12 protein-coding genes are annotated in these 12,857 nt (G+C 62.7%); 2 read left to right on the forward strand and 10 right to left on the reverse strand.

The window, feature by feature from the left end:
• Window positions 1-162 precede the first annotated feature (162 nt).
• From FJ977_RS15685 to FJ977_RS15720, 8 genes are all read right to left on the reverse strand, one after another.
• Window positions 163-1,488, reverse strand: a complete 1,326-nt coding sequence (locus FJ977_RS15685) for a HAMP domain-containing sensor histidine kinase (RefSeq protein ID WP_140772851.1) — start codon at window positions 1,486-1,488, stop codon at window positions 163-165.
• The gene (locus tag FJ977_RS15690) at window positions 1,485-2,144 is read right to left on the reverse strand and encodes a response regulator transcription factor (RefSeq protein ID WP_246683203.1); all 660 of its coding nucleotides are present in this window, start codon (window positions 2,142-2,144) and stop codon (window positions 1,485-1,487) included. The genes FJ977_RS15685 and FJ977_RS15690 overlap by 4 nt, the downstream gene beginning before the upstream one ends.
• Before the next feature lie 135 nt (window positions 2,145-2,279).
• Window positions 2,280-3,149, reverse strand: a complete 870-nt coding sequence (locus FJ977_RS15695; RefSeq protein WP_140772853.1) for a MipA/OmpV family protein — start codon at window positions 3,147-3,149, stop codon at window positions 2,280-2,282.
• 649 nt (window positions 3,150-3,798) lie between these two features.
• The gene (gene sucD / locus FJ977_RS15700) at window positions 3,799-4,698 is read right to left on the reverse strand and encodes a succinate--CoA ligase subunit alpha (RefSeq protein ID WP_140772855.1); all 900 of its coding nucleotides are present in this window, start codon (window positions 4,696-4,698) and stop codon (window positions 3,799-3,801) included.
• 128 nt (window positions 4,699-4,826) lie between these two features.
• The gene (locus FJ977_RS15705) at window positions 4,827-6,011 is read right to left on the reverse strand and encodes a malate--CoA ligase subunit beta (RefSeq protein ID WP_140772857.1); all 1,185 of its coding nucleotides are present in this window, start codon (window positions 6,009-6,011) and stop codon (window positions 4,827-4,829) included.
• A gap of 38 nt (window positions 6,012-6,049) precedes the next feature.
• Window positions 6,050-7,003, reverse strand: a complete 954-nt coding sequence (locus tag FJ977_RS15710; protein ID WP_140772859.1) for a CoA ester lyase — start codon at window positions 7,001-7,003, stop codon at window positions 6,050-6,052.
• A gap of 11 nt (window positions 7,004-7,014) precedes the next feature.
• Entirely contained in the window at window positions 7,015-8,205 is a 1,191-nt protein-coding gene (locus tag FJ977_RS15715) for an aminotransferase class V-fold PLP-dependent enzyme (RefSeq protein WP_140772861.1), read from the reverse strand.
• Between the two features lie 123 nt (window positions 8,206-8,328).
• Window positions 8,329-8,949 carry a response regulator transcription factor gene (locus tag FJ977_RS15720; protein WP_140772863.1) on the reverse strand — a complete coding sequence of 207 codons (621 nt, stop codon included), beginning with the start codon at window positions 8,947-8,949 and terminating at the stop codon, window positions 8,329-8,331.
• Window positions 8,950-9,364: 415 nt separating this feature from the next.
• On the opposite strand from FJ977_RS15720, the gene mgtE reads away from it, so the two are divergent.
• Both mgtE and FJ977_RS15730 read left to right on the forward strand, forming a co-directional pair.
• Window positions 9,365-10,777 (forward strand): magnesium transporter, encoded by a 1,413-nt coding sequence (gene mgtE / locus FJ977_RS15725; RefSeq protein WP_140772865.1) that lies wholly within the window; start codon window positions 9,365-9,367, stop codon window positions 10,775-10,777.
• 137 nt (window positions 10,778-10,914) lie between these two features.
• Window positions 10,915-11,301: a MerR family DNA-binding transcriptional regulator gene (locus FJ977_RS15730; RefSeq protein ID WP_006203215.1), complete on the forward strand. Its 387-nt coding sequence runs from the start codon at window positions 10,915-10,917 to the stop codon at window positions 11,299-11,301.
• Window positions 11,302-11,307: 6 nt separating this feature from the next.
• Here the strand turns inward: FJ977_RS15730 and FJ977_RS15735 are convergent, their stop codons facing one another.
• Both FJ977_RS15735 and FJ977_RS15740 read right to left on the reverse strand, forming a co-directional pair.
• Window positions 11,308-11,784: an isoprenylcysteine carboxylmethyltransferase family protein gene (locus FJ977_RS15735; protein WP_140772867.1), complete on the reverse strand. Its 477-nt coding sequence runs from the start codon at window positions 11,782-11,784 to the stop codon at window positions 11,308-11,310.
• Entirely contained in the window at window positions 11,781-12,779 is a 999-nt protein-coding gene (locus tag FJ977_RS15740; protein WP_140772869.1) for a DUF1624 domain-containing protein, read from the reverse strand. The genes FJ977_RS15735 and FJ977_RS15740 overlap by 4 nt, the downstream gene beginning before the upstream one ends.
• Window positions 12,780-12,857: the final 78 nt, after the last annotated feature.

Consider the following 12,857-nt stretch of genomic DNA (forward strand, 5'->3'; position numbering starts at 1 on the left):
GTTGCAGCGCATGGGACACATTTGCCCCGGATTTCTGCGGTTTGCAGCGTTTTTACGAGTCTTCTCGACCGCACCAAAATTTCCCGAAGCGGGCCTTCGGATCTCGTGAAATCACCTCCGGCAATCCGGCGATCATCAGACTCCGAGTACCGCGCCGCCGCCCTATAGCGGCTGGACCTTTGGTCCGTTCGGCAGATCGACGGTAACGACGAGGCCGGTTGGCTGGTTGTCGTGCAACTCGATCTTGCCGCCATGGCCCTGGATGATGTCCGCTACGATCGAAAGGCCGAGGCCAAAGCCGTGCTTCGAGGCGACGCCACGTGACATGTCCTCCTTGAAGAAGGGTTCGAAAACGCGGGAGCGCGCCGTCATCGAAATGCCCGGCCCGTCGTCGCCGACCGCAATGCGCGCCGTCGTGCCGGTCTGCGTCAATGCGACGGTGACATTGCCGGCGAATTTGACCCCATTGTCGCATAGGTTGGTGATCGCACGCGCCAGCGCATTGGGTTTGCACCAGCCCAGAAGCCTGTCCGGTCCGGAATAGGAAACCGAAAACCCGACATCGGAGAATTCGGCACAGACGGTTTGCAGCACGCTGGCAATATCGGCCCGCTGCAGCTTTTCCGTCGACACGTCGTTACGCAGATAGGTCAGGGTCTCGTCGATCAGATCTTCGATGTGCCGGACGTCGGACAGTATGGCGGTTCGAAGGAGACCATCATCCATGCGCTCGGCGCGAAGCCGCAGCCGCGTCAAAGGCGTGCGCAGATCATGACTGACGCTGCGCAACATGCGAGTGCGGTTTTCGATCATCGTGCGGATACGCTCCCGCATCCTGTTCAGCGCGCGCGCCAGACCGACCATTTCGATGGAGCCGTGTTCGGCGAAGAGCTCATTGCCATTCTCGATCTCGGCTTCCCCCACTGCCGCCGAGATGCGCCTTAGCGGGTCGGTCACGGCCCATACGGCAAACAGCCAGATCAGGATGGGCAAGGCGACGAAAGCCATGAACCTGTAGAATGAGACACGGACGAAGCCTGATGTCAGCCAGGAATCGGGCATGCCGAAATGCGCCAGGACGCTCTGCTGGTCCAGATCGATGACAAACGCGTACCTGCCGCCGGTCCTTATCCAGCGCCCGGCGATCGAGCTGCTCTCGATCTGGAGAAGCCATGTGATGCTTCGCCATTGCAGATAGGAATCTGGAATATTGCTGATCTGCTCCCTGGGCAGGATCTTGAAATCAAAGCCGGCGCGTGTCGCCGCGGCCAGAACAGCGCTGCGGGCTTCGACCGATGTCTGGCGCAACAAGGCAGCGACAACGGCAGCCTGCCTGGCGCTGTCTTCCACGACGGGAAGGTCGGCATTTTCGATCAAATCCTCGAAGGCCGATCCGGAGGACATGATCACGATCACGGCGATGAAAATAATTGCCGCGAACTGCCCACGCACCGACTGCGGCAGGAAGCGACGGACCAAGCGCCTCACGCTTCCTCCACCGTGGCGGTGAAGATGTAGCCACCCAGCCGGACAGTCCTGAGAAGAACCGGATCGCGCGCGTCCTTTTCGATCTTCTGGCGGATCCGGCTGACATGGACATCGACGCTTCGCTCGATCGGGCCGGCAAGCCCCGCATGGGTGACGCTGAGAAGTTCCTCGCGCGACAGAACCCGACCCGCATTACGGCAGAACGCAAGCAGCAGATCAAATTCATGCGTGGTGGTCGCGACCCGTGCATTGCTGGGATCATGCAATTGCCGGCGAACGGGATCGAGGCGCCAGCCGTTGAAGCGAAGCACCTTTGTCCGGTCCCGTTCGTCGGGAGCGTAAGCCGTGCGGCGCAGCAAAGCGCGTATCCTTGCCGTCAGTTCACGCGCGCTGAACGGTTTCGTCACATAGTCGTCGGCGCCGATCTCCAGTCCGAAGATACGGTCGATTTCCTCGCCAAGCGCGGTCAGCATCAGGATAGGAACGTTCGTTTGCGCACGAAGCCGGCGGCAGATGCTGAGGCCGTTTTCACCAGGCAGCATGATATCGAGCACGATGAGATCGAATTTCTGGCTGCGAAGCGCGGCGTTCATGCGCACGCCGTTGGCGGCGATTTCCACGATCATGCCGTTTTCCGTGAGCGTCTCGCCCAGCATGCGCGCGATCTCGATATCGTCTTCGACAATGAGGATCTGCGGGCCTTGCCTCGGCGATTTGAACTCGGCGTTCAGATCGATCCGGCCGGAGCCTGCCGCAGCCTGCCGCAGCCTGCATTGCACTGTGTGTTGGCATCAAAACCGATATCCGACGAGAAGCATTCCCGAGGGCTGGATCTTGTCGACGACAACAGGGCTGTCGGCAGCGTCCCCCACAAGAATGCCGACCCCCGCCTGGCCACGCACCATCCAGTTGCGATTGAGCATATATGTGGCGGAAATCGAAAAATCGGCGCGCTTCAACCCGGCGCCGGCATCGTAACGCGCCAGCCCCGAGCGGGCCGATTGCTCCGGCGTGACGCCAAAATAGGCCTGCATGTATTTTTCGTCGGCGAAGACGACCGATGCGGCGGCGCCGACCATCAATGACTGGGACAGAGGCTGGGTCACCTCAATGCCAAGCGTGCCCTCCAGGCCGTCGCTGCCGCCGATGGTCTTGTCCAGTTGCGCGAAGATTTCCGCCGGACCGAATTTCACCGCCGCCTTGGCGCCGACGACCGCGCCCATGTCGACATCCCCCAGGCCGCGCAGGTGATCGGCATCGTCTTCCTTGCGGCCCATGTCGTAGCCAAGCCGCGCACTGAGCTCGAACGGCCCTTGCTCATAGACGGCGATGTTGGCGCCCGTCGGATCGATCGTCACCGTGTCGAGGAATGTCGCCGATATGAAAGGCACCGGCATGACCTTGAACTCGTTGCTGCCCTCGTATTTGGGAACGATGATGGCGCCGCCGCCAAGGACGACATGCCAGTCGGCCAGTTTCTGTTCGAAGCGCCCAAAACGCGTGGGATTGGGCGGCGTGATCGGATCCCCGGTATCGTCGGCGTCGGTGTCGACGGCAATGGCATCCGCTGCCAGCACGATCTCAGAATGTGTTGAAAACAGGATTGCCATCGCCGCGAGGGAGGCCCGGCCGGCGAAGAGTCCAGAAACCGTTTTGTACATGCATGCTCCAGAGCAGGGAGGCAGTAAGAGCCTCCGATGCCCGGACTATTTCAGGTGAAAATGGCTGCATGCATGAAGTGATGTTAAGTTTTGTTGCGCAATCTTGGCCTGATCTTGGCTCCATGCGCGCGCGCCTCTGAAACGGCGAAGCGTCAGATTCGGGAGTGTTGATAGTCCCGCTCTTCAGGACGATGGGCCGGCCTGACCGCTGTCGAAGGATTATTTGTCGGCCAATTAAAGTTCATCAGCGGCGGGCTGCTTCCTCAACTGAGCTGCCAAACAAGGCTGTCACTGTTTTGTTATTGGTGGTTGCTGACTGCTCGCTTGACAATGCGATCCAGGCCACGGCAAGGGTCGCTTCGTGGGTTTTGGCAGAGGGGAGATACCATGAAGAAGACTTATGTGAAGCCGGTGTTCGTAAGGCGCGAAAAGCTGTCCGCCGTGACGGCGATAGCTTGTCCTAGCTTCGGCTGCCCGACCTAAGGGCTGGGCCAAACCGGCTTCTGCCAGATTCCCCGCCGTCGAAAGCGGGCGGGCTCCCATCGTGGCGTGGGCTGTTCGACTGTTTGGAAGGGACCGCTGGGCGGCGCATTCAGATCGCGCCGCCTCGTGTTTTGGCAACTGCCCTTAGGCAGCCTGTTCCCAGAGGTTATGCCGCCTTCTTCATCCGTGCCAGCGTAGCGGCCACCACCTCGCCAAATGACGACGGCGTCGGCACGATGATGACGCCTGCCTCCTTCAGGATTTCGACCTTCTCCTGCGCCGACTCGCCGAAGGCGGAGATGATGGCGCCGGCGTGGCCCATGCGGCGGCCTTTCGGGGCGGAGAGGCCGGCGATGTAGGCGATGAGCGGCTTGCGCATGTTATCGCGTGCCCAGATCGCGGCTTCGGCTTCCTGCGGTCCGCCGATCTCGCCGATCATCACCACGGCGTCGGTCTCGTCGTCCTGCTCGAACAGTTTCAGCATGTCCTTGAAGGAGGAGCCGTTGATCGGGTCGCCGCCGATGCCGACGCTGGTCGACACGCCAATGCCGAGCGCCTTCATCTGCGAGGCCGCTTCGTAGCCGAGCGTGCCGGAACGGCCGACGATGCCGACGCGGCCGGGCAGGTAGATCGAGCCGGGCATGATGCCCATCAGTGCTTGCGCGGGCGTGATCATGCCGGCGCAGTTCGGGCCGATCAGCCGCATGCGGTCCTCGAAGCGGTAGCGGCGCATGTACCGCTTGACCTGCATCATATCCTGCGAGGGGATGCCGTCGGTGATGCAGACGCAGAGTTTTATCCCCGCGTCGGCGGCTTCCATGATCGAATCGGCGGCGAAGGGCGGCGGCACGAAGACGATGCTCGCCTCGGCGCGGGTCTCGCGCACCGCGCCCTTGACGGTGTTGAAGACGGGCAGGCCGAGATGCGTCTGGCCGCCCTTGCCGGGGGTGACGCCGCCGACAAGCTTGGTGCCGTAGCGTTTCATGTCCTCGGCATGGAAACTGCCGATCTTGCCGGTGAAACCCTGGACGATGACCCGGGTGCTGCGGTTGAGCAGGATTGCCATTTTTTCGACCTCCCTAGGGCATGATGCCGAAAAGTGTGAAGCGGTTTTCGGACGACATCATGCTCTATCTGTTTGATTTTAGAGACGGATTCAGATTTCAGGTCGATTCGACCTGAAATCATCCGGCTCTAGGCTGCTTTTTTCTTGGCGGCCGTTTGCCAGGCGGCGACGGCTTTTTCGGCGGCTTCGGCCAGCGTGTCGGCGACGATCACGGCCTCGCCGGAATCGGCCAGGATGCGGCGTCCTTCCTCGGCCTTGGTGCCGGAGAGCCGCACCACCAGCGGTACGGTCACACCGACCTCGCGTATCGCCTTGATGACGCCTTCCGCGACCCAGTCGCAGCGGTTGATGCCGGCGAAGATGTTGACCAGGATGGTCTCGACATTCTTGTCGCCGAGCACGGCGCGGAAGGATTTCGCCACCCGCTCGGGCGAGGCGCCGCCGCCAATGTCGAGGAAATTGGCCGGCTCGCCGCCGGCGATCTTGATCATGTCCATGGTCGCCATGGCGAGCCCGGCGCCATTGATAATGCAGCCGATGTTGCCGTCGAGGCCGACATAGGAGAGACCACGGTCGCTGGCAAAGGTTTCGCGCGGGTCTTCCTGGCTCTTGTCGCGCAGTTCGGAGATTTCCGGCCGCCGGAACAGCGCGTTCTCGTCGAACGACATCTTGGCGTCGAGCGCGATCAGATTGCCGTCGCGGGTCACCACCAGCGGATTGATCTCCAGCATCGAGGCGTCGTAGTCGCGGAACACCTGGTAGCAGCTGAAAATGGTCTCGGTCGCCTTGCCGATCAGGTCGTGATCGAGGCCGAGCCCAAAGGCGATCTCGCGGGCCTGGAAACGCTGCATGCCGACGCCGGGATCGACCGAGGTGCGTAGGATGGAATCGGGGGCCTTCTCGACAATGTCCTCGATCTCCATGCCGCCGGCGGCCGAGGCCACGATCATCACGCGTTCTTCCTTGCGGTCGAGGACGAAGCCGACATAGAGCTCCTGCGCGATGTCGACGGCTTCCTCGAGATAGAGCCTGGAGATCAGCTTGCCGCGCGGGCCGGTCTGCTGGGTCACAAGCTTGCGCCCGAGCATGGCTTCGGCGGCGCTGGAGATCTCTTCGTCATTGGCGCACAGTTTTATACCGCCGGCCTTGCCGCGGGCGCCTGAGTGAACCTGCGCCTTCAAGACCCATTTGCCGCCGCCGATCTCACGCGCCCGGTAGGTCGCCTGTTCGGGGCTGTAGGCCAGCCCGCCGCGCGGCACATGCACGCCGTGGCGGGCGAGCAGTTCCTTTGCCTGATATTCGTGGATGTCCATTGTTGTCCTCCCTGAACCGTCAATGCGTGGCGCGGTCGTTAGCTGGTCGGTTGGCCGGCGCGTTCGATGGCCTCGTTGACCACCAGAACATTGCGCGCCATGCGTTCCGACGCGGCGTCGATCATCTTGCCGTCGAGTGCGGCGGCGCCTTTTCCCAGGGCCTCGGCTTCCTTGAGCACCTCAAGGATGCGCCTGGCCCGCGCGACTTCCTTTTCCGGCGGCGAGAAGACGTCGTTGGCAAGCGTGATCTGCGAGGGGTGGATCGCCCATTTGCCTTCGATGCCGAGCGCCGCCGCGCGCTTCGCACCGGCGATGTAGCCCTCCGGATCGGAGAAATCGCCGAACGGTCCGTCGATGGCGCGCAGGCCGTAAGCGCGGCAGGCGACGGTCATGCGCGACAGCGCGAAATGCCACTGGTCGCCGGGATAGTCGGGGTTGAGGCCGCCAATGTTGACGGTGCGTGCCTTGCAGCTTGCCGCATAGTCGGCGACGCCGAAATGCATCGCCTCGAGCCTGCCGGGCGTCGCGGCAATCGCCTCGACATTGGCCATGCCGAGCGCGGTCTCGATCAGGGCTTCCAAGCCGACACGGGTCTTGAAACCCCTGGCCATCTCGATCTGGTTGATCATGGCCTCGACCATGTAGAGATCAGCCGGCACGCCGACCTTCGGCACCAGGATGGTGTCCAGCCGGTCGCCGGCCTGTTCCATCACATCGACCACGTCGCGGTACATGTAATGGGTGTCCAGCCCGTTGATGCGCACCGAGACGGTCTTGCCCTTGGCGCGCCAGTCGATGTCGTTGAGCGCCTGGATGATGTTCTTGCGGGCGCGTTCCTTGTCGGGCGGGGCGACCGCGTCCTCGATGTCGAGGAAGACGAAGTCGGCGGCGCTGTTGGCCGCCTTGTCGATCATCTCCGGGCTGGAGCCGGGAACCGCCAGTTCACTGCGCTGGAGCCTCAATTTCCTGAGGTGGTTGATGGTGTGGCTCATCGTCGGCTCCCTCAGGCGGCTTCGGCGACCGGCACGGCGGCCGAGGCGCGGAAATGCTGGATGGCGGCGCCGACGCCGGAACCAGGCGCCAGGCGCACGCCGCAATCGAGCAGCGCCATTTCGGCCGCCGACAGCGAGGCGAGCACCATCACCTCGTTCAGCCAGCCGAGATGGCCGATGCGGAAGACCTTGCCCATCACCTTGTTGAGGCCGCCGCCGAGCGAGGTCTGGTAGGTGCGGTAGGCGCGCTTGACGACGTCGCCGCTGTCGATGCCTTCAGGAACCAGAATGGCGCTCACCGTATCGGAATGCCATTTCGGCGCCTTGGCGCACAGCTTCAGGCCCCAGGCATCGACCGCCTTGCGCACGCCTTCGGCGAGGCGATGGTGGCGGGCGAAGATGGTGTCCAGCCCTTCCTCGGCGATCAGGTCGAGCGAGGCGCGCAGGCCGCGCAAAAGCTGCGTGGCCGGCGTGTAGGGGAAATAACCGGCATCGTTGGCGCGGATCATGTCCTCGAAGGAGAAGAAGCAGCGCCGGTGGGTGGCGCTTCGCGAAGCCACTAGCGCCTTTTTGCTGACCGAGAGGAAGCCGAGGCCGGCGGGCAGCATGAAGCCCTTCTGCGAACCGCTGACGGCGCAGTCGACGCCCCATTCCTCCTGGCGGAAGTCGATCGAGCCGATCGACGACACGCCGTCGACAAAGAGCAGGGCAGGGTGGTTTGCGTCGTCGAGAATGGCACGGCAGCCGGCGACGTCGCTGGTCACGCCGGTCGCCGTTTCGTTCTGCGTGCAGAAGATTGCCTTGATGCGGTGCGTCTTGTCCGCCTTCAGCCTCTCGGCATAGAACTCGAGCGGGACGCCGGTTCCCCATTCGCAGTCGATGACGTCGACCTCGAAGCCGAGGCGCTCGGCCATGTCCACCCACAGATGCGAGAACTGGCCGAAGCGCGACATCAGCACGCGGTCTCCGGGGCTGAGCACATTGGTCATCGCCGCTTCCCAGGCGCCGGTGCCGGAGGACGGGTAGATGAAGACGCGGCCGGTCTCGTTCTTGAAAACGCGTTTGATGTCCTCGAACAGCGGCAAGGTGAGATCGGGGAAGGACGCGGCGCGCATGTCCTCCATCGGCAGGTTCATCGCCTGCCGGACCTGTTCGGGGATGTTGGTCGGCCCGGGAATGAAAAGATGGGTGAAACCGGCCATGGTGCGAACTCCTCCTGATCCAGCAAAGCGGTGGGGGGAGTTTCGTTTCGACGGCTAAAGCCAACAACACCTTGGCGGGTAAGATCTCGCCGCGCGCGGGTGGGGGAAGCCTACCCGCTCAGCCTACCCGAAAGGCTGCTTCTGGGTACGCCTCTCTCGCGCATAGAGCGCGACAGCCATCGCCCGGTTGCGGACGTCGAGCTTGTCGTAGAGATTCTTGAGGTGATACTTCACCGTGTTCTCGGAAATGCCGGTCCGCGTGGCGATCTGCAGATTGGTCCAGCCGTCGGAAAGCACCGCCAGCAGCTCGCGTTCACGCACGGTGAGCTGCGCCAGCGGCGTGTCGTTGACCTTGTTGATGTCGATATAGGGGATGCAGATGCGTCCATGCGCGACCGCCAGGATCGTGTCGAAGATGATGGCTGGGTCGTCGAACTGGAAACAGTAGCCCTGGGCGCCGAGCCGCACGCATTGCTTCAGGATGCCGATGTCATGGTCGTTGGAAAAGACGGTGATGCGCACGTCGAGCTTGCGGCTCTGGACCTCGGCCAGCACATCGGCGCCGTCCATGTCGGCGAGCTTCCAGCCGATGACGGCGACGTCGAACCCGCCCTTATCAGCCAGATCCAGGAATTGCCTGCCGCTCTGCACGGTGCTCAACAATTCGAAACGGCCGTCGCATTCGAGCATTTCGCGCAGCGCCGATATGACGAATGGATTGCGCTCGGCGACGACAATGCGCATGCGCCGGTCGCCAACTGCCTTGCTCGTTTTCCCGGGCTTGCTGTTCAAGGGCCGTTTTTGTCCTGGGCTGCAACTCCGAGGTCAGGCTTCAGGCCTGGACCCGTATGATGACAATTCTGCCCCAATCGCGCCGGGGTGCTCTTTCCCCAGCGACATCGGCTGTCGCGCCGTCTGAAGCCGGGATTGGCTGGTTCTTGATGGGATAGGCATTGCCAGGTCAGGCATCCGCGATACACTCACCGGGCGATGTGGAGCAGGCGTTTCGTTTGATATTCCGTGTCTTAGAGCGATAAGTTCTTGAATCGAATCGCGTCTGTGAGCGAGATGCATCGGATTTCCGCGAAACCGGTTTCCGCTTTAGGGGCCGATGCTCTAGACCTGAGGCACAATTTTTCCGGGATGGCGGGAGGCGCTGGTGGAGGACAAGCAGACGACCTCCGCCAAGGCGGCTGACGATGCCCGCGCCGATATCTATGGCGAGGACGGTGCGGTCCTCCCGTCCTTCCTTGCCCAGATCGGGGCCGCGATCGCCGATCGCGATACGCCGACCCTCAAGCATGAAGTCGACCATCTGCACCAGTCGGAACTCGGCGACCTGATCGAGGCGCTGCATCCCGAACAGCGGCAGGCCCTGGTCGAGCTGCTGGGCGCCGATTTCGACTTTTCCGCCCTGACCGAGGTCGACGAGGCGATCCGCATGGAGATCGTCGATCATCTGCCCAATGCGCAGATCGCGCAGGCGGTGCAGGAACTCGATTCCGATGACGCGGTCTACATTCTCGAAGATCTCGAAAAGGAGGACCAGGACGAGATCCTGTCGCAGCTGCCTTTCACCGAACGGATCAGGCTGCGCCGCTCGCTCGACTATCCCGAAGAGACCGCCGGGCGACGCATGCAGACCGAGTTCGTCGCGGTGCCGCCGTTCTGGACCATCGGCCAGACCATCGACTACATGCGCGAGGACAAGAACCTGCCTGAGCGCTTCAGCCAGATCTTCGTCATCGATCCGACTTTCAAGCTGCTGGGGGCCATCGACCTCGACCAGATCCTGCGCACCAAGCGCGCGGTCAAGGTCGAGGATGTCATGCACGAGACGCGCCACGCCATTCCGGCCACCATGGACCAGGAAGAGGCGGCGCGGGAGTTCGAGCAGTACGATCTTTTGTCAGCCGCGGTCGTCGACGAGAATGAGCGGCTGGTCGGCGTGCTGACCATCGACGATGTCGTCGACGTCATCCAGCAGGAAGCGGAGGAAGATCTGCTGCGCATGGGCGGCGTCGGCGACGAGGAACTCTCCGACACAGTGTTTGCGACCTCGCGCTCGCGCGTTCCCTGGCTGCTGGTCAACCTTGTCACGGCATTTCTGGCGGCATCGGTGATCGGCCTGTTCGACCACACGATCGAGCGGATCGTGGCGCTTGCCGTGCTGATGCCAATCGTGGCCGGCATGGGCGGCAATGCCGGATCGCAGACCATGACCGTCACCGTGCGGGCGCTGGCGACGAAGGACCTCGACATCTACAATGCCGCCCGCATCATCCGCCGCGAAATGGGTGTGGGCTTCATCAACGGCATCGTCTTTGCCGTTCTGATCGGCATCGTCGCCGCCGTCTGGTTTCGTGATCCTAACCTGGGCGGGATCATCGGAGCGGCGATGATCATCAATATGTTCGCGGCCGCGCTTGCCGGCATCCTGATCCCGCTGCTGCTCGACCGGTTCAAGATAGACCCGGCCGTCGCGTCGGCGGTTTTCGTCACCACCGTCACCGACTGCGTCGGCTTTTTCGCGTTCCTTGGCCTTGCAAGCTGGTGGTTCGGCGTCAGGTAGCCACCTCAATTGACTTTTACGTAAATGCCGTGCGAGGCTCGCGTGGGGGCCATGTCGATTCCGGCGGCCAAGGGTTTGGTTCGGGACAGAAGGCGGCGCCGCGTGGCGGTCGCCCGGAATTCCGACTTGGAGTGACAATGCGGGAATATTATTCGATCACCGAACTGACCCGCGAATTCGACGTGTCGACGCGGACGCTGCGTTTCTACGAGGACGAGGGGCTGGTGCAGCCGGTGCGGCGTGGCCGCACGCGGCTGTTTCGTCCCTCGGACCGCCATCTCATCCGGCAGATCATGCGCGGCAAAAGGCTCGGCTTCTCGATCAACGAGATCCGCGAAATCATCCAGATGTACAAGGAGCCGCCGGGCGAGGTCGGGCAGCTCAAGCTGATGATCAAGCGCATCGAGGAAAAGCGCGAGGATCTGAGGCAGAAGCGCCGCGACCTCGAGGAGACGCTGGCCGAGCTCGACCAGGCCGAGGAATCCTGCGTCGAGCGGCTCGTGGAGCTTGGCGTCAACACCTGACGCTGCTCAAATCCAGCGCCGCACCCGCTTCGCGTAGTCGCGGTATTTCTTGCCGAATTTCGCCGCCAGTATCTTTTCCTCGCCCTCGATCGCCAGTTTCTGGGTGAGGAAGGCGGCGATGAAGGCAAAGAGCAGGAACCAGGCTATCCCCGAGACAAAGGCGACGCCGATCAACAGCAGTGTGTTGGCGAGATACATCGGGTTGCGGGTGACGCCGAAGGGGCCGGTCGTGACGAGATGGTCGGGCACGGCATTGGGATTGAGCGTTGTCCTGGCCCGCATCATGGTGCGGATGGCGGTGAACCAGAGCACGGCGACGCCGAACAATGCCACCCAGCCTGCCGCGAACAGGATGTCGCCCAGGAGATCGCCGATCCAGGGCAGGGGATAGAGCATGCCGAGGATGATGCTGATGGCGATCGCCGCGGTGTAGATAACCGGCGGCCACGGTATCACTCCGGGCTTCGGCTGGGTTTCGGTCATTGCGTTCCTCCCTCATCCATCTTGTCTTCGGTCTGGGCCGTGCAGCTGCCGGCCAGATCGCCCAGATGCGCCCGGAATTCCGCAGTCTGGTCGTTGTTCTCGAGCCGATCAAGCGAGGCTTCGCCCTCGAGCGTCGTCAGCATGCAGCCGCAATAGCTCGAACAGAAGGTTGCGTTGCGCGTCTGCTCGCACGAGCGCTGGCAGGTTTTGAGGAAATTGACCTGCGGGGTTTCGATCTGGGCCGGCATCACTTGCGAGAACAACCAGACGCAGCCGATCAGCAGGGGCTGGTGGATCAGGTAGAAGGCGAGGCTGTGGCGGCCGATGAAGACCAGCGGATTGGCCCAGCGGCCGGGTTTGAGGCTCGCAAGGCGGGCTCGCATGCCGGATGCGGAGGCGAGTTTCGCCACGCCGATGCCGACAAGCACCGCGCCGAACCAAGGAAACAGGGGCACATAATCGTTGGATCGCGGATTGATCGCCGACAGGCCGATCCACCACAGCCAGGGATGATCCAGCGCCTCGAAGCGCAGGTAGATGGGCGCCGCGATGACGAGCGCGGCAATGACAAGCGTCAGCAGTGCGGGCAGGCGCAGGAAGGCGAGGCCGAGCAGGCTGGCGAGCGCGATCTGGTGCAGGATGCCGAAGAATATGAAGCCGTCAGGCGTGGCGATCCGCGTGACGACCGAAATGGCGATCGCCGCTCCGGCAACCATGGCGAACCGCTTCCAGAAACCGTTCCAGCGGATTTGCCGGCCATGGGCGAGGTACAGGCTGACGCCGACCAGGAACAGGAAGGTCGAGGCGATGCAGCGCGCATAGATCTTCCACCAGCCGAAGGCGGTGAGGCCCGGATCGGTGTAGCCGAAAAACTCTAGGTCCCAGGTGAAATGGTAGCTCGCCATGGCCAGCAGCGCGACGCCGCGCACGATGTCGATGGCGACGATGCGCCTGGATGGCTCCGGAACGGGTACGGTCGGCGTATGGATGGTCATGGTCTCGCGATCTGATTCAGCCCCGCCTGAGGACTATCACGGTTGGACCGGACAGAAGAAGGCCAGGGGGTGGATCAA

It is taken from the genome of Mesorhizobium sp. B2-1-3A (assembly GCF_006442655.1).
GTDB lineage: Bacteria > Pseudomonadota > Alphaproteobacteria > Rhizobiales > Rhizobiaceae > Mesorhizobium.

Coding starts and splice junctions, on each gene's coding strand:
- FJ977_RS15690 (WP_246683203.1), bottom strand. CDS start 2,144: ATGCTGGGCGAGACGCTCACGGAAAACGGCATGATCGTGGAAATCGCC.
- FJ977_RS15695 (WP_140772853.1), bottom strand. CDS start 3,149: ATGTACAAAACGGTTTCTGGACTCTTCGCCGGCCGGGCCTCCCTCGCG.
- sucD (WP_140772855.1), bottom strand. CDS start 4,698: ATGGCAATCCTGCTCAACCGCAGCACCCGGGTCATCGTCCAGGGTTTC.
- FJ977_RS15705 (WP_140772857.1), bottom strand. CDS start 6,011: ATGGACATCCACGAATATCAGGCAAAGGAACTGCTCGCCCGCCACGGC.
- FJ977_RS15710 (WP_140772859.1), bottom strand. CDS start 7,003: ATGAGCCACACCATCAACCACCTCAGGAAATTGAGGCTCCAGCGCAGT.
- FJ977_RS15715 (WP_140772861.1), bottom strand. CDS start 8,205: ATGGCCGGTTTCACCCATCTTTTCATTCCCGGGCCGACCAACATCCCC.
- FJ977_RS15720 (WP_140772863.1), bottom strand. CDS start 8,949: ATGCGCATTGTCGTCGCCGAGCGCAATCCATTCGTCATATCGGCGCTG.
- FJ977_RS15730 (WP_006203215.1), top strand. CDS start 10,915: ATGCGGGAATATTATTCGATCACCGAACTGACCCGCGAATTCGACGTG.
- FJ977_RS15735 (WP_140772867.1), bottom strand. CDS start 11,784: ATGACCGAAACCCAGCCGAAGCCCGGAGTGATACCGTGGCCGCCGGTT.
- FJ977_RS15740 (WP_140772869.1), bottom strand. CDS start 12,779: ATGACCATCCATACGCCGACCGTACCCGTTCCGGAGCCATCCAGGCGC.